The organism is Spirosoma flavus (assembly GCF_054778555.1).
Genome location: NZ_BAAGZL010000008.1, coordinates 232301 through 254356 on the forward strand (window position 1 = coordinate 232301; position 22056 = coordinate 254356).

Genomic DNA, 22056 nt, shown 5'->3' on the forward strand with positions numbered 1-22056 from the left:
TTGCTAAACGAGACAGCGGCTCCGGGAAGGACACACAGATACAGTGGCAGCCATTTGTATAGCTGTTCAGGTAAAAAGGTCAGACTACGTGTTTTATTCCGCGAAAACATTATCCAGCTGATATAGGCAGATATCCTGACTTGTAACCTGGCGTCCGTCCTTCCCAACTCTAAATCAGTCAGTGGACATGCATGAGACGACAGAGGGTACGTTACTTACAGTTGCGCGACAGTTCGTGATTTTCACACGATTCCCTCTACATTCCGACTTTCATCGAAAACCTATTCCAGTTGCTATAGAAAAGAACGATTATTTTAAGCCTGTAAGGGGATTAAAATTCCATACAAAGCTATAAATCAAGATTCAATATCTAATTTAATTCGGTTATTTTAGAATAATTATCTATTTTCGTTTCATTAATAGATAATTATTCTTTTAGAAGGATATATTTCATTACCAACAGATAATTATCCTATGGAAAAACTGGATGAAATAGACAGACAGTTACTCGAATTACTGGCAGAAAATTCAAAATTGACTATTAAAGAGTTAGCCGATCGGGTGAATCTAACGCATACGCCGGTTTTTGAACGAGTAAAGCGATTGGAGCTAAGCGGTTACATTAAAAAATACATCGCCTTAGTAGATGCCGAGAAGCTGGGCTATGGATTAATCATTTTTTGTAATATCAAGCTGAAACAGCACGATAAGCATATAGGTCATGAGTTTGTGACCGACATTGTTGGGCTGAAGGAAGTAGTTGAATGTTATAATATTTCAGGAGATTTTGACTTTCTATTGAAGGTTTATGCGAGAGATATGAAACACTATCAGGACTTTGTGTTCAATAAACTTGGCTCGGTGACCAGCATTGGAAGCACCCATAGTACCTTTGTCATGAGCGAGAACAAAAACTCCTATAATGTTAACTTTTAGTCCATAACTTGTTTATCTCGCCAAACGGCCGATTTTTATATACTCTCTCGTCTCATGTAGGAGCCTTTTCTGAGAACCTTCATCTCACGCTGGATGAACGCATTATTGTTCTTGAATGGAAAGAAGGAATAAATAGTAATTCTTGTCACCTGCGACAAAGCCAAGTTGCTTATCACTCTGGTAATAAGTACCGCTGAAGTTGACTTTCAAACCTGGTTTTTGAAAGTCAGTAGCTAAGTTACAAGTGTAACCCAGATCATGGGAATCAAAGCTATTGGGGACCCGAATAAAGTAGCTGCTTTGAGCGGAATCGTAATAAACCACACCGCTGGTATTTTTAACCTGTTTAACTAAAGCTCCAGCACTAGCGCAGCGGGGGGCAAGGGCCTCTTTTGTTTGACAAGAGCCTATGCTCAACAATAAGCTTACAAGTAGGAATAATCTGGCTCTCATATCGTTGATCTTTGCCTAAAAGATTCCCAGTGTACGACAATAGTTGGAATGAAAATCGATTTCCATCCCTTTTACGTGCTGACTTATAAAACCTACTTTATCTCAACTGGGAGCGATTCATGAGACAAAGGATTTCTAGATGAAAGCGCTTGCACTTCCAGAAACAATTCACCACCAGATAAACAATCAATGAGCTGTCCGCTATAGTACATTAATTGTCCATTTTTGGACAAAATTGTAGCTATTAATTCCACAAAACAGCTTTGGAAATGAGTACAAGCCTAGATAAAGAGTTTGGCCGAGTATTTGTACGACAAAGTCTATATTAATAGTACTAAGCTGACGAAAGAAGATATAACGGCGATTTCAATCCTTTTTCGCTATGAAAAGAGCCTTTTTAGGGGAGCTAGAGGAAGTTGTCTTACTGACAGTGGCCGCTCTACAAGAGCAGGCTTATTGCGCCTTGATTACTCAAACAATTGACCAACAGATGGCCCGTAGCATCAGCTTCCCTACGGTCCATACCACCCTGCAACGGCTTCAGGAGAAGGGTTTAGTTTCGTCAATGATGGGTGGTGCTACTGCCGAGCGGGGAGGTCGCCAAAAACGCCTGTTCACCCTCACGACGGCCGGTCAGCGTGCGCTGATCGAGTGTCGGCATCTGCGCAACCAGCTGTGGCAGCAAATTCCTACCCCCGTTTTACAGCTATGGGGCGCTTAACGGATGATGAAAAACAAAATCCAAGGCCACCCCGCTGGGCCAACTGGCTGTTGACCCAGTTCAGTCCACCTGGCCTGGAAGATGAGTTGCAGGGCGATCTGCTCGAAATGTACACGTACTGGGTGAAGACCGTCGGTGTACGGGACGCCCACTGGCGGTATGCATGGGCGGTTCTGCGGTTGATTCGCCCTTTCGCCTTGTCTAGTACCCAACAGACGAATGATTATTCCCAACCCAATCCCCTTAGCTCGACGATGTTACTCAATTATGTCAAAGTTGCCTGGCGCAACATGATTAAAAGCAAATCATTCTCTTCCATCAACGTATTTGGGCTGGCCCTGGGCATGACCTGCTGCCTGCTTTTGATGCTGTACATACGTAGTGAATTGTCGTTCGATATGTACCACCAACATGCCAAGAACTTGTATTTGGTGGGGTCACGGGCGACAATTGGCCAGAATACGGGACAGGAGTTTTCGATGGCGTCTGCGCCTTATGGGCCAGCACTCAAAGCTGAATATCCAGAGATCGCGCAGATGACTCGCTTATACATCGCCGATGAAAAGTCGTTGCTCCAGGTGCGTGAGCCGGGAAAGCCGTTGCAGTCTTTTTACGAAACGAAAGGCTATCAGGTCGATTCAACCTTCTTCGATTTGTTTACCTATGCCTTTACCGAAGGCGATCCCCGAACCTCCCTGACAGACCCGCATTCGGTCGTATTGTCAGATGCGGTGGCGGCTAAGTTGTTTGGCACGACGTCGGCGTTGGGCCGGTTCGTTCGGATCGGGGGTGAAGCGGGTATGGGCGAAGAATTTAAAGTGACGGGGGTGTACCAAAACACCAGAACCAATTCGCATATCGACGCTCGGTTTTTTATTCCCCTTGCCGCAGGCGAAATGGGAAACTACCTGCGCGAAGGGCATCCGGATTTTGCCAATAACAATATGTTTCTGACGTATCTGCGGCTACTACCCAATACCGACCCCCAGGCATTAACCCTGAAGCTGCCCTCCTTTATCGAAAAATACGCTCGCGCTGACCTCAAATCAGTGGGTTTCGATCGGCAGTTGTTTCTAGTGCCCGTTCCCGATCTGCATCTGTACCCAAATTTCCAGTCGGTGGTTACGCCGACCAATAGCGTTACCTACCTCTATATACTGGGATCGATTGCCCTATTTACCCTGCTGATTGCCTGCATTAATTTCATGAACCTAGCAACGGCGCGTTCGGCCAAACGGGCAGCCGAAGTGGGTGTTCGGAAGGTAATGGGGGCGCAGCAGGGGGCGCTTGTGTGGCAGTTTCTGGGCGAATCAATCATACTTACGTTCCTGGCATTTCTGATTGCGCTGGCGCTGGGTGTTTTATTCTTGCCGATGTTTAATCAACTCACCGGTAAGGCCCTGTTGGTTAGCGAATTGCTTGAGTCACAGGTTCTATTTGCTTTATTGGGAATGGCCTTGCTGACGGGTTTATTAGCAGGCAGTTATCCGGCTTTTTATCTGTCATTATTTGACCCGGCGAAGGTGTTAAAAGGTAAGTTTAGCAATTCGCTGTCGGCCGTAGCGTTACGTCGTGGGTTGGTCGTATTTCAGTTTATGGTATCGGTTGGTCTGGTACTGGCCTCGTTTATCATTCAGAAACAGATGCACTACCTGCGTGATAAACCGCTGGGCTTTACGCAGAATCAGCAGATTGCCATTCCCTTCCGGAGTAGTGAGTCGCGCGCGGCTTACACCGCTTTTCGAAGCGAAATTTTGCGAAATAATCAGGTGGTATCAGCCGCCGGGACTCAGTTCTATCCCGGCATTGCTAACCAGAGCGATATGGTATTTCACCGTCCTGACCAAAGCGTTACCCAGGGACAGGACATCCGCACCAATCGCATCGATTTTGAATTCCTGCAAACCATGGGTTTCCAGTTGAAGCAGGGCCGTTTGTTTTCGCGCCAGTTTCCGGGTGATACAGCGAACCGACTCATCGTCAACGAAGCTACGTTACGCAAGTTCCAGATACCAGAGGCCAAAGCTATTGGTCAACGGCTGGACTTCGACTGGCAGGGTCAAACAACTTCCTTTGAGATCGTAGGGGTAGTGAACGACTTTCACTATGAAGACCTGCACCAGCCTATTACGCCTTATGCGTTCATGTTGAGTCGACGACCCAGTTTTAACTACATTATCGTGCATGCCAACACTGCCGACATGACGAACATATTGGGTTTTCTAGAGCAGAAATGGAAATCGTTACGTCCCGACGAACCGTTTGAATATACGTTCCTGAACGAAGATTTTCAGAAAAACTACCAGGCTGAAGCCCGTACGTCGCGGATTGTACGCACGTTTACGATCATTTCCATTTTGATCTCGTGCCTGGGCCTGTTCGGGCTGGCTACGTTTGCTGCCCAGCAACGTCGAAAAGAAATTGGCGTACGCAAAGTGCTCGGCGCGTCGGTGGCCAGCATTGTGCTGTTGCTCACCAAAGATTTCCTAAAACTGGTTTTCATTGCCATTCTGATTGCTTCTCCTATGGCCTGGTACGCTATGCATCGTTGGCTTCAGCTATTCGAGTACCGCATTGCCATTCCGTGGTGGGTGTTCGTAGGGGCTGGTACTCTGGCGTTGCTACTAGCTTTTATTACGGTCTCATTTCAAAGTCTCAAATCGGCGCTTGTCAACCCTGTAAAAAGTTTACGTACTGAATAACCCTCAACTTTATTGCATCAAAACCATGATAAACAGTCTTGCCTATTTACTGATCTGTGTTGCTCTAACGAGTGCTTATGCCCAAACACCCGTCGATGATGTTGCGGGCGTTCGACAGGCCTGCTTCAATTACATCGATACGTTTTACAAAGTCGATACGACGCTGGCTTATCAGAGTATACACCCGACGCTTCAGAAACGTGGCTTTTCATTCGATCAGAGAACAGGTAGTTACTCGAAACAATTGGAGATGCCCTTTCCGGCCTTGATCCGGCTGGCGAAACTATGGAATAAAGAGGGCAAACGTGCCAACGCCGATTCACCCCGACAGGTCGATGTGTTTGAAGTAGCCGACAAAACGGCGATGGCTAAAGTGACGGCGGTTTGGGGGATTGATTACCTGCACCTAATCAAGGAAAATGGCCGCTGGATGATTGTCAACGTACTGTGGCAATCCCCACCGAAATCAGTGCAGTTCATCAAATAAGCAATTAAAACTCGGACAAGACGCGTAAGTTTTAGCCGTGACTCTTCGGAAAGAGGGCAAAAAATAAAGTCAACTTCCTGCTACTGAAACCCTTTCAGCAGGGTAAAAAAAGCCTCAGCATACGTATCACTAATCGGAATGAGTTGATCCGCTATCTGAATCCTGTTTTTCTCGATGTGGTCAATTTTATCAATAGCGACCAGAAACTATTTATGTACGCGGACAAAATTCTGAGACGGCAGCAACTCCTCCAGATTAGCAAAGCTGTATATCATCAACCGAAAGTGGACAAATGCGGCCGGGCTGCCGGAGCAGTGAAAAGAGAAGAGGCGGTTTTATGCACTTTTTAATTTCTGAAAAATATGACCACAGCGGTGGGCCGCTTTACCGTCGTTTTAGTATTGATAGCTGTTTAGTTTTTTGGCGTTCGGCTAAGATTTGATCTTGACGGCCCCAGTAAGCATCGGCGGGTCGTACAATATCCAGCATTTATTGAGACGGCACTTCAGGCAACGTTTTGCTTCTGCTTCATACATGGGACGCATCATTAGGCTTTACATCTGCCTAAGTGGGGCTATCTGGAAACCTTTCAACGACAGCTTGACGGCCTCTCAGTTGAACGATTGCCTAAACGCTAAAGGCGATATGTTCGTTTTTGTTTTGAACAACTTGCTGAATGATTGAGAATGACCAAAGCCCAATGCATAAGCGATTTCGCTGATAGAAAGCTCGGTTGTTGACAGTTTTTCTTTGGCTTTCTCAATCAGCTTGTCATGTATATGTTGCTGGGTAGTTTGGCCGGTGAGCGTCGTGAGCAACCGGCTCAGATAACTTACGGATACATTGAGCTGGTCTGAAATGTAGTGGACGGACGGCAAGCCTCGTGTCATCAAATCATCGCTATTGAAATAGGCGGCCAACAATTGTTCCAAACGTTGCAGGATCTGATGATTGGCTTTTCGCCTGGTCAGGAACTGCCGGTGATAAAAACGGTCGGCGTATTTAAGCAACGTGTCTACATGCGCCAGGATGATGTCCTGACTAAAGGTATCAAGGGTTGACTGATACTCCCGTTGGATTGCCTCAATAATGCCAAGGATTGTTAGCTCTTCGTTCTCGGAAAGAAACAAGGCTTCGGTTACCGAATAATCAAAAAATTCATACGTCCTGATGGTGTTTGCCAGCGGTGTATGCCAAAGAAAATCGGGGTGGATGAGCAACACCCAACCCAATTGTTTCACTTCTTCCTGGCTACCAGGTACTACGCCGAACACCTGATTAGGCGACATGAACGACAGGATGCCTTCGTTGAAATCATAATCCTGCTGCCCGTATTTCAGTCGGCTCTTGTCAAACACTCGTTTAAGAGCGATCACGTAGAAGTCCAGCGCCAAAAGCTCAGCTTCATCCGTGTGCAAATGCCTGGCGTTTTGGACTTTTACGACACTGATGAGCGGATGCTCAGGTTTAGGAAAACCCCGTAGCCGATGAAATTCATCGATGGTTTTGACCCTTTTTACCATCTACTTTTCTGTTTGCACTTCCAGCACAATTTTACCGCAAACATGAAACGTAGCCACTTCGTTCTGCGCTTGGGCAGCCTGCGCTAACGGGTAGACCTTGCTGACAAGAACTTTTACTTTCCCCGCATCAATCAGGGCGGCTATTTCGGCCAGATGTTCATGTTTCTGCCCGGCAACCATCTTCCCGGTAAGGTGTCTTTGGGCGAGTGCTTGGTCAACCTGCTCATCAAACGGAACATCAACATTAACGCTTACATACGTGCCTCCCTCCTTCAATACGCTTAGGCTTTTCAGCCGCTGCTGATTATCCCGGATCGGCGACGCATCAAACACCAGGTCAATGCCGTGCAGCCTGTCTTCAACCCGTTGCGTTTTGTAATCAATCACCTCATCAGCGCCAATATGGCTCAAAAAGTCAAGATTGCCTGCCGACGCAGTAGCGATGACAGACGCCCTCTTTGCCTTAGCTAACTGGACGGCAAAGTTACCCACCCCGCCTGATGCGCCTTGAATTAAAACGCGTTGCCCGGCCTGTAAGTTGCCAAGCTCAAAAAGCCCTGCCCAGGCAACCAGTGCCGTCAAGGGCACCGCAGCGGCCTGGTTGAAGGAAAGGCTTTTAGGTTTCAAGGCAAACTGACTTGCTTTTGCCGCCACATACTCGGCGTAGCTTCCATTGCCTGGAAAGTTTGGACAGCCAAATACTTCATCGCCTATTTTAAAGCTGGTAACCTCAGTTCCCATTGCTTCCACAATGCCTGCGGCATCACAGCCTACGATCAAGGGCCATTTCAGGAATGGTCTTAATACATCATTGCCGCCATTGCGGATAGCACCGTCAACCGGATTGACCCCACTGGCGAAAATTTTTACCAGAATTTCGTCAGCCGCAGGAACCGGCATTGGCGCATCTTCTAATTTCAGGACTTCCGTGCCGCCAAATTCGTGAATTCTTATTGCTTTCATTGAGAGATGATTTTGCTGGAGCAAAAGTCATCAGTAAAGTCAGAACTGTTGTAGCTGGTTTTGACTTTGTTGTAGCCAAAAAAGTGCTTGCCTGAGCTGTCAAAGCCCAACCAGGGGGTGGCTAGCCTATTAACAGGTAATGGGAGCCAAACAACGAGCAAAACAGCTTACCTGTTTGAGTCGGGCGGCCTGTTGCCAGAGGGGCGGCAAACACTCCTTTCTTACTGTTTGTTGTGTCCACCCAACCTATTATCGTACGCGGTTTTAGTGAGTTGATGACCGATCTTATACAATTATTTTCTGCTCACATCGCTCTTAAATATGAAGTCTTAAGAAATGCCCGAATAATTAAAACGCAAATCGCTCTTCGTCTCAAGGGGGAGGGTTATATTAGTAAAACCAGCCCATAGTATATTCAACGTCAATGGTCAGGTGACCTTTTGTTGTGCTCACAGGTACATAGACAAAAGTCAGATCCTGCTTTGGGCCAACCTGATGCTTAATGACTTGGCTAAATCGTCCCTTTCCAAAGATGTCCCATACGCCACCGGGAACTCTGGGACGGATTGCTTCAGGTCTCCCTTCTAAATATACATAGGCATCTCCATCGATATCTCCAGATATTCTAATGGTAACCGGAATCTCCACTCCGCGTTGTCTCGGATTTTTTACTGTTACTCGTTGAATTCTACCAGCATCCTCTATATGAGCAGACTTTGTTGAGTCACATCCAAACAGTATGCTAACGATAATTATTACAGTTACGTGAAATAGCAGGTTTCTGCCAAATTCTTGTTTCATAGCTGTTTCATTAATCGCCCCAATAAAGAGGCAGACACATGAACGCTTCTTTGTCTCACGTGGGAGGGTATTTTGAGAAAATTTCATTTAGACATAGTGTCTTAACCCCCTGAATGGCTGGACAAAATTGTAAAAACAGTTTAGTCCTACTACACTCAGATACCATGAGCAAAATAAGGCGGAGTTTTACTCCCGAAGACCGCTATTCCATCGTCCAGGAAGCCATCCGTGACGGCCATGCCGAGACCTGTCGCAAGTACAATTTATCCCCTTCCTTGTTGCGCAAGTGGCGTTTGAAATATTTAAGCAAAGGCAAAGAAGGCCTCAAGGACTCCTACTCACGCGTCGATCCCCAACTGCGGGCACTTGAAGAGGAAAATGAACGCCTAAAGCGGATTGTGGCAAAGCAGGCTTTAGAACTGGAGATCAAGAGCGAATTGCTAAAAAAAACGCCTATTCAACCCAGGAGAAACTAACGCTCATGAAACAGTTCGAACATCAGGTAAGTCATACCCTGTTATGCCAGTGGCTCGACCTGCCTCGGAGCGTGTCTTACTACCAACCACAGTCAGGCAGACCTGGGGCAAGACCTAGCTAGGTAACCATGAAACTGGATGGATCGTGGGTGGACAATTAAGAGGTAATAATGAGTATTCGCCACTTACTAGACGTTGAATTCAATGCGCTGGGCTATGAGTACATTACGTATGAGCTGAAAAAAGAGTACCTCATCAACAAGAAAAAAGTGTATCGGCTTATGCAGGAACATAATTTGCTTTTAGGCAAAGTAATCCGGCCGACAGGCAAGCGAGAGTTCGTTCAATTCAGACGGATTGAAGCTACTAGTCCGTTGAAATACCTGTGCTGGGACATCAAAAACGTCTGGCCGGGCCGCCGGTGCGGTACAAGGGGAACGGCGGAATTACTATCTGTTGAGCGTCATTGATGTTTACAGCCGCAAAATTCTGGATTGGTTGTTCCAAGGCAGCATTCGTCAAATTGACTTAATCAATCTTTTTCGACGAATAAACCGAAGTCATGAACTGAAAGGCGTCATTTTGCGCAATGACAACGGTAGCCAATTCATAGCCCACTCGGTACGCAACTTTTTGAAAAGCTCAGAGATTAAGCAGGAGTTTACGCACGTTGCTACCCCTGAAGAGAACTCATACATTGAAGCTTTTCACAGTGTTTTAGAGCATGATGTGATTGAACGCAATGTATTTGCCAGCTATTTTGAATCGGACGGCCGAAGCCGCCAAAGAAATGTTAGGGCGTTATTTTTCCCATTACAACAATCACCGGTTGCACCGTTCGATTGGTTTTATAACACCTCAACAAAAATGGGAAGAAGCGCGGGTAATTTACGACACAACTTTTTCAGAAAATCTGTCCAGTTAATAGGGGGCTAAGACAATAGTACTCCAATATTTTAATAACTGTCAAACTCAATCAGTAGCATATGCTCAAATTTTTCTAGCATTTTGCACCAAGCATAGCTAGTTTACTAACTGATTTCATGTAAATCATCTTAATAGGCTGAGAAATAAAGCTTACAAAACAAGGCTTTTGATGAAAAGTGTCAGCCAACGATTTACTCGTAAAATCGACGTGTTCTTACTAGCTAATAGCCTGACTGTTCTTATTTACCTGTTTCTGGCTCCCCTTATTTCCAAGGCGCAACTGACTAGCCGTATTGATTGCTACTTGCCACTCGCTCAGGACAGTACCGAATGTAAATTAGTCATCAAGCGCCCTGAGAACCCACCTAGTATTTACTCGACAATGGTATTAGATGGCCACGCCGTCTTTGTCATCGACGTCGCTGAACCATGTCCAGCTTACATTTGGATTGAGAATCGAAAAAAGGACGTCAACCTGTTCATTGACTCAGCCGATATCAGAATCACGTTCAATGATCATCTTACATCTTCTCCTCAAGTCAAGGGTTCATTGGTTACTGAGCTTTGGACTCAGCAAGCCAGTTTGTTAGCTCAACTCGTGGAAAAGCACACCGAGTTAAGCAGTCAATTTGAGTTTAGCTCAACAGGGCCCAACGATCTTCTTTCAGGGAACTCGCTTCCTGATCCTATGGAACGAATGGATCAACTAGGTGATTCGTTACATAATGAATATGCAGCCGTATTATCTAGTCTGATTGCTACCCACCCCAAGGCTATTTCAAGCTGGTATCTATATAGATCTAGATTTCTGGCTTTTTCGTATCAGACACGAAACGAGTTATTTGCCAAACTATCCTCTTTCCGGAAGTATACTTCTTATCGAAAGATTCAGCGGGAACTTATTGCGAACCAGGTAGGGCAAAAAGCATTAAATTTTGAGCTACCGACTTTGTCAGAAAAGCGGTTAAGCTTAGCAGACATCAAGGGAAAATATATACTTTTAGATTTTACCAGTAGCCATGTGCCTTCCAACAAACGTCGACGCCTTGTCCTACGCAAGCTCTATGAACGCTACCATTCACAAGGATTCGAAATCATCACCATCTCTCGGGAATTTGATGGTCGAATGCCCAAAACCGCTTTGCTGGAGGAAAAATTACCCTGGCCCGTAGTGATGGATTTAGATGGTAATACAGAGGTTCACGCCATTTATCAAATCGGTCGTCTTCCAGTTGCCATCTTGTTGAACAGCAGTAAAAAGATAGTAGCTCAAGATATTCAAATCCGTGATTTAGAGGAGAGATTGGGTAAGTTACTGGCTCAATAACAAAACGTATTATTCACAGACTAGAAGTCTACAAACATTATAAATTGATTCGCAGGCTTTTTAGTACTTATTCAATCAAAACAGATCTTTATCCCGCATCAGAAATTGATTTATGCTGCAAAACAGGGCTACCCAAGCCGGGCCAAAAAGAAAATAGGATTTTGTAAGTAGGTAGCTAACCCATCAGAGGTTATAAAATGTTTGCAAAACGGACACAATGAAACCAGCTCCGTTTTATAGCATAGCCCAACGATTCTTCGTCTCAAGATGGAGGGTATTTTAAGACTCTACACTTGAAGCAGCTTTTATACCACGTTTGTATCATCGCATATATTAGTACTACCAGCAATAGAGATAGCGTACTCAGTATAACTAGCCAACTCGTAACCCTTCGAGTCTTAAATCGATAGGCAGCATAATAAACGAGAGTGGATAAGATGGCTATAAGACCAATATTTCTCAAAGTGCTATTTATAGAGTGAAACCTTATCACTTCATCATTAATACTTGTTGATGATATATTCTCAGATGGTAGTAGTGAATCTATGTAATAATTGAACAGTACAAGAATGGCCAAGCCTGAAATAACCGTCATTACTAGGATGGTCAACTCGTTTTTTGAATCAGTGTTCCTTCTATACATCTTTGGTCTTTATTGCAAAACGGGGCCAAAATGAAAATAGCCCCGTAAAACGCTGATTTAGAGCGTCAGTAAAGAAAACGGCCGTTTTCTTTACTGACTGATTAGCAGGAAGAATACAGCCTATTTTGGCCCATTTAAAGGCAATAAACCCGGTCAAACTATCAAAGTAAGCTTAGCTTTGTCGAGTACTGAGTTTTCTAACTCTCTATTTTCATTTTGGCCCCGTTTTGCAGTGTAGACTAACGATGTGCGATTTCGACAATTGGCGATTGACAACTCCCAAACCGAGTACGACTTACAGCTGCTCGACGCTACGTACAAAAAGGAAGTGTGGACCTACCACCAGGCAACCGCGAAGTATCGGGCGGATAATCTTGAACTGAGAGAGCTGGAATCGAAAACGAATCTGAGCGATTACGAGGAAGGAAAACGCCGAATGCGAATGCTGGAACTGAAAGAACGTATCAGGACCAACGTACCGCCCGAAACGGTAAATCATGAACTGTATAAAATTCGGCTTGAGAGATTATTGAACCAATTGCGCGAAACGGCATTCGTCAACGCAAGTTTGCTGATCTGGCAGGCAAAAGGAAGTGAGAATTAGTGCCCTGTAGTCTTACGTGTATAGATTGATTCTATCCCAAGCCTATGCCCAAAATCTATTTGGTTCAATTCGTTTTAGCACTACTCCTTTCGTTCAACGGATTCGCTTTTCCACTCCCCACCTTTGCTAACAAAACGATCAGCTCGGTTCAATCCTTCACCTTACCCACGCCAACGGTCAGGTGGCAGACTATTATTGGGGGAAGTTATTTTGATAATGCCACTAGTATGGCTGCCTCGGCAGACTCCACGTATATCGTCGTGGGCAGTATTGCATCGACGAATGGCGATATGGCGGGTGATCCCTTGTCCGGGAAAGTGTTGAGTGCAGCCTGGGCCGCTAAAATCAATAAGCTGGGAAATAAAATATGGTTTAAAAGTTTTGCCCTGTTTTCGAATACTCAGTACAGTCAGCATGGGGCTTCACAAGTGGTTACGCTGGCTGATGGGAGCAGCGTAATTATTGCGGCAGCCAACTACAGTATTGCTACCCCCAAATACATTCCTTGGGTATTCAAGCTCGATGCGAATGGTAATCAAGTATGGGAAAAAACCTTTAACAGCTCTTCCAGTTTCGAGTACTATGCACAATCAATAACGGTTGACCCCAATGGAAACTACGTACTAGCCGGCTGGGTAAAAAAGCCAAGTAACACAAACCTGGGTACTTACGATTATTGGATTATCAAACTAAATCCTGAAGGTGAATTGATTTGGGAAAAAACGTTTGGGGGCTCTAGTAACGAACTTCCCGGCTCTGTAATCGCGCTTCCGGAGGGAGGTTATGTGATCGCCGGCTATTCGGCTTCGACTGATGGAGATGTAACAACGACGCACGACGCTTTTAATTGCTGGATCCTGAAGCTGGATACGAACGGAAACAAGATTTGGCAAAAGACGTACGGTGGCTCCTACAATGACCGGGCTATATCCATCATCAGAACGCCAGCGGGGGAATTTGTGGTAGCCGGCTATACCAGCTCAGGCGATGGGGATGTAACGGGCTATCATGGTACCATACCGCCAAGTGGAGACAATAATTTCTTTGGTGATCATGACTTCTGGATATTAAAGCTCAATAGGGAAGGGGGGCTGATCTGGCAGAAAACCCTCGGCGGCTTTGATGACGATATGGCCACCTCGATTGCGCTAACCAATAACAATGAGTACCTGATTACCGGATCAACGCAATCCCCGAATGGCGACGTGATAGGCTATCATACTCCTGCTGATCGATATGTCAATCAAACGGATGCCTGGGTCATTAAACTGGACTCGACGGGCACACTAATCTGGCAGAAAGCGTTGGGCGGTTCCAAAGGCGAAGGGGCTGCCGTCGTGCTTCCTACCAGCAACGGCGGTAGTATTGTCGCCGGGTATGCCGAATCGACGACCGGTGATGTGACAAGCAACCGAGGGTATTCAGATGTCTGGATCGTTCGTCTGAATGGGCCAGCGGATCCGGGTTGTATTTCTACCACTGATGGGATGTGGAGTTCCGTGTCAACCTGGTCCTGCGGACGCGTGCCAACCGCTACGGATGTGGTTCATCTCAAGCATAGGATCACGATTCCTGATAACTATGAAGCTACAGCTCGTCGACTTATCTACGATTTACCGATTGCGCTAAAGTGGGGCGAGGGTAGCCGTTTACTAATAGCCCAATAAACCAGCTCAAAGTCAGCAATATAGTCATTGGTGAACTAAGACCTTTGTAACAAGAATACCACGCATGTAAAAGTGCAATTCCGGCGATCACCCTAATTTAAATTTTAACAATTTCAGCTGGTGTATTTGAAGAAATCCAGCATGAAATACACCGGCATAGTTAATGGAATCACTTCAGCTTGAATTTCACACGGCGGAGGAGCAAGCCGCCATATTGGCAAATATTAATAATGTCGATCATAAGGTTATTGCCTTATTAATGATGGATTGTGGAGGCAGAGTGTCAGAATGCCGAACACTGCTTTGGGAAAAATGTGACTTTGTCAAAAAGACCATTTTGCTCAAAACCTCGAAGCAAAGAGGTAAAGTAAAAGAACGTTCTATTCCAATGTCTGATCGACTGTATGCGGCACTCGATGAATTGATACGAGAGCGTCAGAAAGGAGGAAAGCCGTTAAAAGGGGTAATGTTTCCGTCGCCCAAAAACCCTGCTAAGCCAATCGGTAGAAGTGCGGTCAATATGGCGTTGAGCCGGCTGGAAGAAAGAGCCCCACAAGTAGGCAAAGTAAAGCCGCATAAGTTACGCCATACAGCCGCAACGAACCTGGTTGCTAATGGCGCGAACGTAGTACAGGTACGTGATTTCTTGGGCCATTCTGATAGCCGGGTTACGGACATTTACACACACGCGAATCCTGACGATTTGCGTAGGATGATCAATGCCAGTGCACCTAAACCGACACTGTACCACCGTATCAAAACAAAGCTATTCCCGCAGCGACGTAGCACAATAAACCTACTCACGCCCGATATTGATTTCAGCGTCGGCCGAGACAAAGAACAGAAACAAATTCAAAGTCTCGTCAGCCGAGGCATCAACGTACTGATCACGGGCGACATCGGCATTGGTAAAACACATTTGCTCCAGTCGCTGAACTTCGAGAAACGCACACTGGTGATCGACGATTGCAGCGACTTTAAAACCTCGCTCAAAGCCGCGATTCTGCACGTCTGTGGTGACAAGGAAACGGCCGCAGCGATGCTGTTCCAGACCAGCGATCTGAAGTCGGTGGAGGTCAAACTATCGACAGCCAGCTTAACGAATCTGGTTCAGACCTTAAAGGACGTAACGCAGGCACGGGAGTACCTGCTGAAGATCGGCAACATCGATGGCATCACGCCAAAGGTGGTGAAAGTGCTGGAAGAACTGAAAGATCACTTCACCATCATCACCACGGCACGTAGCGTCAAGATGGAAGCGGCTAGTTTTGCCTGGGCCTTTGAGAAACTGGAGCTCAAACCGTTGCCGCGACCCGATAGCCTGAAAATGATTTACCGGCTGATCGGTGATTTGCAGGTGTCCGATCTCGACGGCGTAATGACGAAGATTTACGAGACCGCAGACGGAAACCCGCGTAAGATTCGGGAGCTGTGCGACCGGCTGCGGAGAGAGCCGTTTGTGAACCTCGACAGCGTAACGGAGGTAGCCGATGGATATTTAGGCAGGCAGGTGGAGGAATTTGATTTCAGCGTCATCCTGTTGCTGATCCTGGGGGGCTTTGTGCTGCTGCGCTACGTAGGGCGGGAAACGGGTGAGAAGGATTTACAGTTTATCGGCGCCTGTATCATGCTGGTGATGATGTTTGCCCGGTATTTTTTTAAGAGCACAAAACGACGAACTTTGTAGGCAGGAACCGATTCGGTTCTAATTTTCTAAGAATCAGAAAGCCTGGCCACGTGATGTAGTCAGGCTTTTTTGTGACGAAATCCGAGGGTTACCGTATCAAAGCAGACACTCACACGGAAGGGTGTCGTTAGGGTAATAAGGAAAGCCTGACCGTTTTACAGTCAGGCTTTTTGGCTTCTTAAAATGATGCCACTTCACTAAAGGCAAGTCCAAAGGCGAATCAAAATACAAACTTGTTGGTATGGATTCACCCCTGTCCCATCCGCCATCTTTGTGGCATCTAAACGGGATATAACCCTTTTTATTCAATAAGGACATGAAACCAATCAACCAAATAACGCTCTTTACTCTGCTCCTGACAGCGCTCTGTGGATGCGAAGCACCCTCAATCACCAGCCAGCAACCCAGCTCCCCAGCCAATCCACTTACCCAGGGTTCCGCCCGGACCGGAGTCGGTGACATCAGTAACGGGCCGTCGCTACCCGCCCCAACCATTAGCAAACAGACCTATGTACCAGCCAATGATTTGTGGGCAGAAACCCGATGCCGCGCCTGGCGCATTACCTGGCCAACCTACCCTACGGGCACCGATCCCAAGTTGATGCCAACGATGTTTTCCGTGAAGGATGGGATAGCCTACAGCTTTAACTTCCTGAACAATACGGCTGCGGCAACTACGTATAAGACGGATTTCAACCTGTATCACGACAAAAAAGTAGCCTCGGTCTACGATATGTGGTCTGAACTCACTCACGTATTGGGAGGCTCCGATCAGCTTGAACGGACGTTCTTCAATAAAAGTAAGTTTTCAGCCACTACCATCGAAGGCTGGGTCAAAGGACGGCCTAATCTGTTTGAGCTCTACTGGGAGCATACCAACGATACGGTTACCGAAATTGAGAATTATAAGCAGGGCGACATCTACCAGTTCCACCTGGTAAACCAGAACCGTTACGGTGGCATACGAATCGTGTCGATGAGTCCCCGCATCATTGAAGTTTATTTAGCCGAGCCTAACTATTAGTAGAGTAGCCTGTCGAGTCGCATCAACCTACCCTGCCGGACTACTGCTCATCAATAGCCCGACAGGGTAGGTTGATGCGACCTATATTGTGCTTAACCTGTCCCGCCATTTTAACGGACCAAGCCTCCACAAAATCAATTGACCCCATCCTGTATGTGTTGTCGTTCAATAGACATTGGTTTTGGATTACCTGTAGCCGTTTTGCTTGTTTGTTTCGGTAGCGTATGCGACAAACTGGACCGCGGTGGCTACGGTCAGCCGCTGGGGGCCACTTGACAGTTAATAAAAACTAATTGTCTCAAAAACGCCCCAATATGTAGACAGATGCATGAACACTCGTTCGTCTCAAGTGGGAGCGAATTGTGGATTGGGCTCACTCCTTTTCCCGACAAATGTTACTTAGCTCCATGCCAAATAAAAGGTAGCAAGTCCATTGCCCCAAACAAGGTAATTTTGGAGGCTGAGGACATATACTCACCAGTAGCGGATCTCCTAGCACGAGTTGGCAGTTGACTCCAATCGAAAGCCATGATGGAATCGTGCAATCGATGAAATTCATCGGCAGTAAGGTACCGAAACAAAGGGCCAAACTGGAAGCTGTACCATAGCCCCCCATTCGCGTATAGGAGGCTATTCGTATCGGGGTTTCTGTGCATTTCCTCACCGCAAAGATGCGTTGCGGTTAAGAGGAATATTAGATGCTAGAAATCTGTGTTTACTTTTCCACTACATCAAGTACGTAGGTCGCACAGCGCCATATTGCCTGGTAGGATTTGCCATCCTGCTGACCATTCGTCTTTTCCGTCTTACTGGCTTCAATGTAGTAGCGGCCCGGCCAGACGGGTGTAAACTCGGCAGCACCACTTGCGTTCGTTAGGATTTCTTTACTCCATCCACTGGGTGAATGAACCGATACACGAAGTTTTTCAGAGGGTTTGTCGTTGAATATCCCTGCCAGTAATACGGGTTTGCCTACGCCGTAGGCTTTTCCTGCATCAGCAACGGCTACGTTCAACTCGTTAGGGTGCGCTACCGACGCTGATGCCGCCTTGCCCACTGTCACCGCTGCGGTAGCATTAAACTGATATTTGGTGGCACCGCCCAGATCTTTAGCGCTGTGGCCCACAGCCAATGTATAGACGCCGTCTTGTTCGGGCGTGAATTCCGCCGTAAAATGGTCTTGAGCCGGATTTACCGATAATTGAGTTTTCTGTCCCCTGGGACCGATCAGCCAAAGTTCAAATGACTTGACATCGGAATACCAGTCACTAAGCTTTTCAGACGATTCACCTGGTTCGGAATATAAAATGGTAACCGTTTGTTTCTGACCCTTTTTGCCAATTGGATTGGTTTGTATCCATAACGCATGGGCATATACGTCTGCTACGTTAAGTAGTAAAGTAAGCAGAATAAGCAAGCTGAATCGCTTCATGACAAGGTAGTTGAAAATGACTATTGATTTAACTGAAAAAATAGAGTGATTCTGTTTGGGTTGAAAACTGTGTCTACCGAATATCAGGCAGTGCCTAATTGACCAACTTTCTCATTAACCTGTACCGAACTTGGCTGAGTACGTTTTTTCTGCTCAAGCTTCCATAGAATAACCCCGTTTATGATTGCCAGGCAAAGGAAAAGCACATCGATAAACAGGATGTCAAAAGCGCCACGGGTAAAGGTGTTCCAAAACCAGTTACCACGTATGACGCCGTCAGCTAGTGGCAATAGAAAACAGGTTACCACGGATAAAATTATCGATTGTCGATTCACCAAGGCGAGATTTTTCCGAACGAGGAAATAAACGCCCAGAGCAAGCCATGAATAAAAGTACCAATGATAAATATCCGATTGTCCCGGTTTATTTAGGAACAGCAAGGCCGTCATGGCGAGAGCCGTAACGGGCAACATACTTAAGCTGGAGGAAATATATACGTTGGCAGTCCAGAAATTGAATGTCCGTTTACGAGCAGGAATGTTCTTGTTGTCTCGAGCCACCAACCAGATCATTACACCTGAATTAATGACAATACAACCTAAAATACCTAAAACGAAATAGATCACGCGCAGGGGTCTGCCGCCAAAATCGCCAAAATGCAGCCGTAAAATGAGTCCTCTGATCGTGTGTATATACGATGCCGATTCCAGCGGTGTGCGTTCCGAAAGGATCTTCTGGTCACGTATCCGGTAGATGAGTTCTCCCTGTCCATTAAGCTGGGCGTCCGTATGGGGCTTTCCCTGTATCACTACGTGCATGTTTTCATCCCCGTAGTTCCGGATGGCAATCAAACTGACATCGCTGTTTTGCCATTTCTGTTCGGTTTGAGTAACCAGACGATTAATGTCGAACGTAGTGCTCAACGGCTTGTTCGCATATGCAAATTCTGATTTTACGCCGTACCCAAGATCCTGGTATATTTTTTCTTCATTACCCTTGTAGAATAGCTTCGTATAGGGAATGATCAGGAAGGAATTAAAAATCAGGATCACGCCCGTTATCGCAAATACGAGTTGATAGGGGAAACCGATCACCCCCAGCACCGTATGCAGATCGGTCCACAACGTTTTTCGTTTACTCCAAGGCCTGAACGTAAAGAAGTTAGATACAATCTTGTCCCAGTGCAGCAGCAACCCCGTGATGAGGGCAAAAAGAAAGATGAATGAGACAATACCAGCCAGCAGGTATCCAAACGGAACGCCAATACGGAAAGGGAAAACCTGGTTTACCTGCGCTAAAAAGTGTAACCGGTACAAAAACTCACCGATGGTATAACTGGACGCGTAATCAGCTTCCTGCTGTTTGCTGAAGTCATACGTAAAGAACGCAGAATCATCATCTCCTCCTCGGCCTCTGCCCCGGCCGCGTCGTCCTTCCGGCTTCTTTTTAGGCTTCTTCAGTTTTTGTACGACTGGATCATGCGAGGCACTCATGGAAACGTATACGCCCGCCTGATGCCGTTGCATCGTCAAATCAAAATCACGTCCTTTTAGCGTATGATGTTTGGCGAGCGAATCAAGGATGTAGTTGAAATCCTTTTTCGTTCCCGCTTCATGGCTCAAATAAGACTCATTTTTTTGCCACGAGGCCAGATCGTCCTTAAAAAACGAGAACGAACCGGCAAAGAACATGACATACAAAATCGCGCAGATAATGATGCCACTGATTGTATGGGTGTTGAAATAAATATTGTATTTTCTGTTATCCATAATCGTAACCGATTCAAATGAAGTAAATGCCTGAAAATACCCCTATTAATAGCACATAGATAGCCCAAGTCTTCCAGGCTTGCGGGATCAGGAAGGCTACTAGTAAAAGCGTTGACCACAACAGGTAGCCCGTAATGAACGAGGTCACCATGACGTATTCCTTCGGAAATACGCGGGTCAGGGCCGCGTGAAAACTGATGGTCACTAGGTAACCACCCAGCGAACCCGCCAATATTTTAGATAATTTTATCCAGGGCGATTTAGTCAGGTATTTTTTATTGGCTGGCATAACTAGAGAATCATTTCTAAGATCACACAACACACATAGATCGCGGCAACGCCCTGCACACGCAGGTAATTAAACGGCTCAATGACCACCGAAAGACAACCAACGGTCATCAGTCCCACAAAAAAACCAAAGATGCCGCTCGCCAGACCCCATTGAAAAACAAACCCCACGCAGGCAACCAGCGATAACACAGTTCCAATAAGACGCGTTTGTGATTTGTTGGCTAGCGCATAGGTCCATAAGCCACCCACAGGCTGACGTTTAGGAGCCGTAATTTGCCATAGGTAAAAGGCAATAAATTGTATAAAGTACAAGGTGGTGATCATGAGCGGTAAGGCATGATTTGTTCGGTATGATTTACAAACTACCGAACCGGAATCTCCTGAGAGATTCCGGTTCGGTGGCATCAGGATGTCTTATTTCAGATTTTGTACGGCGGTAACGGTACCACCTTCCACTTTCAGGCCACGGGTCGCTGTTTGCGAACTGGCATCAATCTTATAGATGTAGCTGGTGCCGTCCGTTAAGTTGACACCGACATAGCCCGTTTTACCATCTTTAGGGGAATAGTTGTTAGTGGTCAGGTTCGAGATGGTTGCTATGTCGGGCATACCCGTGACCGCTTTGTAGGTTTTATCCACTACGTTCACGATACCAATACGTTTACCAGATGGAAACCCAGACGTTTTTTCAGCCTTTGACGCAGCGTTTACGATATACGTATTGTTTCCAACGTAGAGCCACGACGTAATGCTCATCCCACCGCTAGCAGCTTCTACGTCGAAGAAATAGTTTTGGTCAAACTCGGTCGTACCTGAACTGATTTTCAAGACAGCCGAGGGTTTGGTTGTAGAAATCGTTCCTCCGGTTGTTGCAGCAGCGGGAGAATATCCATAGATATCCCCATTTTCCTGAATGGAGAGGCCGTCCTGGAAGTATTTGCCAATAAAACTAGTCCGCTTATCTGTGATTACCTTTTCAAGTTTCATATCAGCGTAGTTATAAATAGCAATGGAAGCCTGATTGGGATAAGCCGTGTTGAAGCTTCGATCGTTGATCGTTTGGTACGGAGCAAAAAGCTTCGTACCCACTTGTTTGATCCAGGTAAAGTGAGCCAGCTCGCCCAGTCCGGTTACGTCAAGGGTATTCACGGTACCTTCTGAAGAAATGGTCAGGCTGTTTGTGTTGACCTTATACCAGCTTGAGGTAGGTGCTGTCAGGCTACGTGAAATTTTGAACAACAGCAGATCATCATTGAATGGGGCAAATGCCTGTACAGTTTCAGTCTGAAAATTGGTCAGCTTGGTCAGTTTTCCACCCTGAATATTGTAGGCGGTAACGGCGCCGGGATTACCCTGACCGTAGAGCATACTGAAGAATTTTCCGTTGTGCGTTACGTAGTAGCGATATGTTCCGTCCTGTTCAACGCCATTACCCGCCGTTGAGATGGTTCCGGCGTCCAGGTTTTGCGCTGTCAGCAGATAATCAGCGACTCCTGTGGATGCTGCCGGACTAACGGCTAATATAAAGTTGCCTGGATTTTCGGGTACGGTTGTCGTGTTTTCACTACACGAGGCTAGAATCCCCGCAGCAACAGCAAGGGCGAGAGTCGATCTAAATTTCAT

At 46.3% G+C, this 22056-nt stretch carries 21 protein-coding genes and 1 riboswitch; of the genes, 12 read left to right on the plus strand and 9 right to left on the minus strand.

Annotation, left to right across the window (positions count from 1 at the left end; all coding sequences use genetic code 11):
- Positions 1-108: 108 nt before the first annotated feature.
- A riboswitch (cobalamin riboswitch) is annotated at positions 109-300 on the minus strand.
- A 174-nt stretch (positions 301-474) separates the two neighbouring features.
- Positions 475-936 carry an Lrp/AsnC family transcriptional regulator gene (locus tag ACYVF1_RS29610; RefSeq protein ID WP_461085846.1) on the plus strand — a complete coding sequence of 154 codons (462 nt, stop codon included), beginning with the start codon at positions 475-477 and terminating at the stop codon, positions 934-936.
- Between the two features lie 102 nt (positions 937-1038).
- On the opposite strand, the gene ACYVF1_RS29615 is transcribed toward ACYVF1_RS29610, so the two are convergent.
- Complete coding sequence (locus ACYVF1_RS29615; RefSeq protein WP_461085848.1) at positions 1039-1389, minus strand: hypothetical protein; 351 nt, start codon at positions 1387-1389, stop codon at positions 1039-1041.
- A gap of 382 nt (positions 1390-1771) precedes the next feature.
- Here ACYVF1_RS29615 and ACYVF1_RS29620 point away from each other — a divergent pair, with 382 nt between their 5' ends.
- From ACYVF1_RS29620 to ACYVF1_RS29630, 3 genes are read left to right on the plus strand one after another with little or no spacing between them, the layout of a single operon-like run.
- Positions 1772-2110: a PadR family transcriptional regulator gene (locus tag ACYVF1_RS29620; protein ID WP_461085850.1), complete on the plus strand. Its 339-nt coding sequence runs from the start codon at positions 1772-1774 to the stop codon at positions 2108-2110.
- Positions 2098-4812 carry an ABC transporter permease gene (locus tag ACYVF1_RS29625; RefSeq protein WP_461085852.1) on the plus strand — a complete coding sequence of 905 codons (2715 nt, stop codon included), beginning with the start codon at positions 2098-2100 and terminating at the stop codon, positions 4810-4812. The genes ACYVF1_RS29620 and ACYVF1_RS29625 overlap by 13 nt, the downstream gene beginning before the upstream one ends.
- Before the next feature lie 25 nt (positions 4813-4837).
- On the plus strand, positions 4838-5299 hold the full coding sequence (locus ACYVF1_RS29630; protein WP_461085854.1) for a nuclear transport factor 2 family protein: 462 nt from the start codon (positions 4838-4840) through the stop codon (positions 5297-5299).
- A gap of 611 nt (positions 5300-5910) precedes the next feature.
- On the opposite strand, the gene ACYVF1_RS29635 is transcribed toward ACYVF1_RS29630, so the two are convergent.
- The 3 genes from ACYVF1_RS29635 to ACYVF1_RS29645 form a co-directional block, all read right to left on the minus strand.
- Positions 5911-6822 (minus strand): helix-turn-helix domain-containing protein, encoded by a 912-nt coding sequence (locus tag ACYVF1_RS29635; RefSeq protein WP_461085856.1) that lies wholly within the window; start codon positions 6820-6822, stop codon positions 5911-5913.
- Entirely contained in the window at positions 6823-7785 is a 963-nt protein-coding gene (locus ACYVF1_RS29640) for an NADP-dependent oxidoreductase (protein WP_461085858.1), read from the minus strand. It lies immediately after the preceding gene.
- Positions 7786-8175: 390 nt separating this feature from the next.
- Positions 8176-8673, minus strand: coding sequence for a hypothetical protein (locus ACYVF1_RS29645; protein WP_461085860.1), 498 nt, complete (start codon positions 8671-8673; stop codon positions 8176-8178).
- A 77-nt stretch (positions 8674-8750) separates the two neighbouring features.
- Here ACYVF1_RS29645 and ACYVF1_RS29650 point away from each other — a divergent pair, with 77 nt between their 5' ends.
- The 8 genes from ACYVF1_RS29650 to ACYVF1_RS29685 all read left to right on the plus strand — a co-directional run bounded on the left by ACYVF1_RS29650 (position 8751) and on the right by ACYVF1_RS29685 (position 16941).
- Complete coding sequence (locus ACYVF1_RS29650; protein WP_190893084.1) at positions 8751-9062, plus strand: transposase; 312 nt, start codon at positions 8751-8753, stop codon at positions 9060-9062.
- 170 nt (positions 9063-9232) lie between these two features.
- Entirely contained in the window at positions 9233-9532 is a 300-nt protein-coding gene (locus ACYVF1_RS29655; protein ID WP_461085862.1) for an IS3 family transposase, read from the plus strand.
- Entirely contained in the window at positions 9519-9998 is a 480-nt protein-coding gene (locus ACYVF1_RS29660) for a DDE-type integrase/transposase/recombinase (protein WP_461085864.1), read from the plus strand. The genes ACYVF1_RS29655 and ACYVF1_RS29660 overlap by 14 nt, the downstream gene beginning before the upstream one ends.
- A gap of 160 nt (positions 9999-10158) precedes the next feature.
- Positions 10159-11316: a redoxin domain-containing protein gene (locus tag ACYVF1_RS29665; protein ID WP_461085866.1), complete on the plus strand. Its 1158-nt coding sequence runs from the start codon at positions 10159-10161 to the stop codon at positions 11314-11316.
- A gap of 890 nt (positions 11317-12206) precedes the next feature.
- The gene (locus ACYVF1_RS29670; protein WP_461085868.1) at positions 12207-12563 is read left to right on the plus strand and encodes a hypothetical protein; all 357 of its coding nucleotides are present in this window, start codon (positions 12207-12209) and stop codon (positions 12561-12563) included.
- Between the two features lie 44 nt (positions 12564-12607).
- Positions 12608-14230: an NHL repeat-containing protein gene (locus ACYVF1_RS29675; RefSeq protein ID WP_461085870.1), complete on the plus strand. Its 1623-nt coding sequence runs from the start codon at positions 12608-12610 to the stop codon at positions 14228-14230.
- Between the two features lie 163 nt (positions 14231-14393).
- On the plus strand, positions 14394-15917 hold the full coding sequence (locus ACYVF1_RS29680) for a tyrosine-type recombinase/integrase (RefSeq protein ID WP_461085872.1): 1524 nt from the start codon (positions 14394-14396) through the stop codon (positions 15915-15917).
- Between the two features lie 316 nt (positions 15918-16233).
- Complete coding sequence (locus tag ACYVF1_RS29685) at positions 16234-16941, plus strand: hypothetical protein (RefSeq protein WP_461085874.1); 708 nt, start codon at positions 16234-16236, stop codon at positions 16939-16941.
- A 715-nt stretch (positions 16942-17656) separates the two neighbouring features.
- On the opposite strand, the gene ACYVF1_RS29690 is transcribed toward ACYVF1_RS29685, so the two are convergent.
- From ACYVF1_RS29690 to ACYVF1_RS29710, 5 genes are all read right to left on the minus strand, one after another.
- Positions 17657-18373, minus strand: coding sequence for a DUF4198 domain-containing protein (locus tag ACYVF1_RS29690; protein WP_461085876.1), 717 nt, complete (start codon positions 18371-18373; stop codon positions 17657-17659).
- An 83-nt stretch (positions 18374-18456) separates the two neighbouring features.
- Positions 18457-20142 (minus strand): PepSY-associated TM helix domain-containing protein, encoded by a 1686-nt coding sequence (locus ACYVF1_RS29695; RefSeq protein ID WP_461085878.1) that lies wholly within the window; start codon positions 20140-20142, stop codon positions 18457-18459.
- Positions 20143-20155: 13 nt separating this feature from the next.
- The gene (locus tag ACYVF1_RS29700; protein ID WP_461085880.1) at positions 20156-20431 is read right to left on the minus strand and encodes a hypothetical protein; all 276 of its coding nucleotides are present in this window, start codon (positions 20429-20431) and stop codon (positions 20156-20158) included.
- A 2-nt stretch (positions 20432-20433) separates the two neighbouring features.
- Positions 20434-20757, minus strand: a complete 324-nt coding sequence (locus ACYVF1_RS29705; RefSeq protein ID WP_461085882.1) for a hypothetical protein — start codon at positions 20755-20757, stop codon at positions 20434-20436.
- A gap of 90 nt (positions 20758-20847) precedes the next feature.
- On the minus strand, positions 20848-22056 hold the full coding sequence (locus tag ACYVF1_RS29710; RefSeq protein ID WP_461085884.1) for a DUF4374 domain-containing protein: 1209 nt from the start codon (positions 22054-22056) through the stop codon (positions 20848-20850).

Coding starts and splice junctions, on each gene's coding strand:
- ACYVF1_RS29610 (WP_461085846.1), top strand. CDS start 475: ATGGAAAAACTGGATGAAATAGACAGACAGTTACTCGAATTACTGGCA.
- ACYVF1_RS29615 (WP_461085848.1), bottom strand. CDS start 1,389: ATGAGAGCCAGATTATTCCTACTTGTAAGCTTATTGTTGAGCATAGGC.
- ACYVF1_RS29620 (WP_461085850.1), top strand. CDS start 1,772: ATGAAAAGAGCCTTTTTAGGGGAGCTAGAGGAAGTTGTCTTACTGACA.
- ACYVF1_RS29625 (WP_461085852.1), top strand. CDS start 2,098: ATGGGGCGCTTAACGGATGATGAAAAACAAAATCCAAGGCCACCCCGC.
- ACYVF1_RS29630 (WP_461085854.1), top strand. CDS start 4,838: ATGATAAACAGTCTTGCCTATTTACTGATCTGTGTTGCTCTAACGAGT.
- ACYVF1_RS29635 (WP_461085856.1), bottom strand. CDS start 6,822: ATGGTAAAAAGGGTCAAAACCATCGATGAATTTCATCGGCTACGGGGT.
- ACYVF1_RS29640 (WP_461085858.1), bottom strand. CDS start 7,785: ATGAAAGCAATAAGAATTCACGAATTTGGCGGCACGGAAGTCCTGAAA.
- ACYVF1_RS29645 (WP_461085860.1), bottom strand. CDS start 8,673: ATGAAATTTTCTCAAAATACCCTCCCACGTGAGACAAAGAAGCGTTCA.
- ACYVF1_RS29650 (WP_190893084.1), top strand. CDS start 8,751: ATGAGCAAAATAAGGCGGAGTTTTACTCCCGAAGACCGCTATTCCATC.
- ACYVF1_RS29655 (WP_461085862.1), top strand. CDS start 9,233: ATGAGTATTCGCCACTTACTAGACGTTGAATTCAATGCGCTGGGCTAT.
- ACYVF1_RS29665 (WP_461085866.1), top strand. CDS start 10,159: ATGAAAAGTGTCAGCCAACGATTTACTCGTAAAATCGACGTGTTCTTA.
- ACYVF1_RS29675 (WP_461085870.1), top strand. CDS start 12,608: ATGCCCAAAATCTATTTGGTTCAATTCGTTTTAGCACTACTCCTTTCG.
- ACYVF1_RS29680 (WP_461085872.1), top strand. CDS start 14,394: ATGGAATCACTTCAGCTTGAATTTCACACGGCGGAGGAGCAAGCCGCC.
- ACYVF1_RS29685 (WP_461085874.1), top strand. CDS start 16,234: ATGAAACCAATCAACCAAATAACGCTCTTTACTCTGCTCCTGACAGCG.
- ACYVF1_RS29690 (WP_461085876.1), bottom strand. CDS start 18,373: ATGAAGCGATTCAGCTTGCTTATTCTGCTTACTTTACTACTTAACGTA.
- ACYVF1_RS29695 (WP_461085878.1), bottom strand. CDS start 20,142: ATGGATAACAGAAAATACAATATTTATTTCAACACCCATACAATCAGT.
- ACYVF1_RS29700 (WP_461085880.1), bottom strand. CDS start 20,431: ATGCCAGCCAATAAAAAATACCTGACTAAATCGCCCTGGATAAAATTA.
- ACYVF1_RS29705 (WP_461085882.1), bottom strand. CDS start 20,757: ATGATCACCACCTTGTACTTTATACAATTTATTGCCTTTTACCTATGG.
- ACYVF1_RS29710 (WP_461085884.1), bottom strand. CDS start 22,056: ATGAAATTTAGATCGACTCTCGCCCTTGCTGTTGCTGCGGGGATTCTA.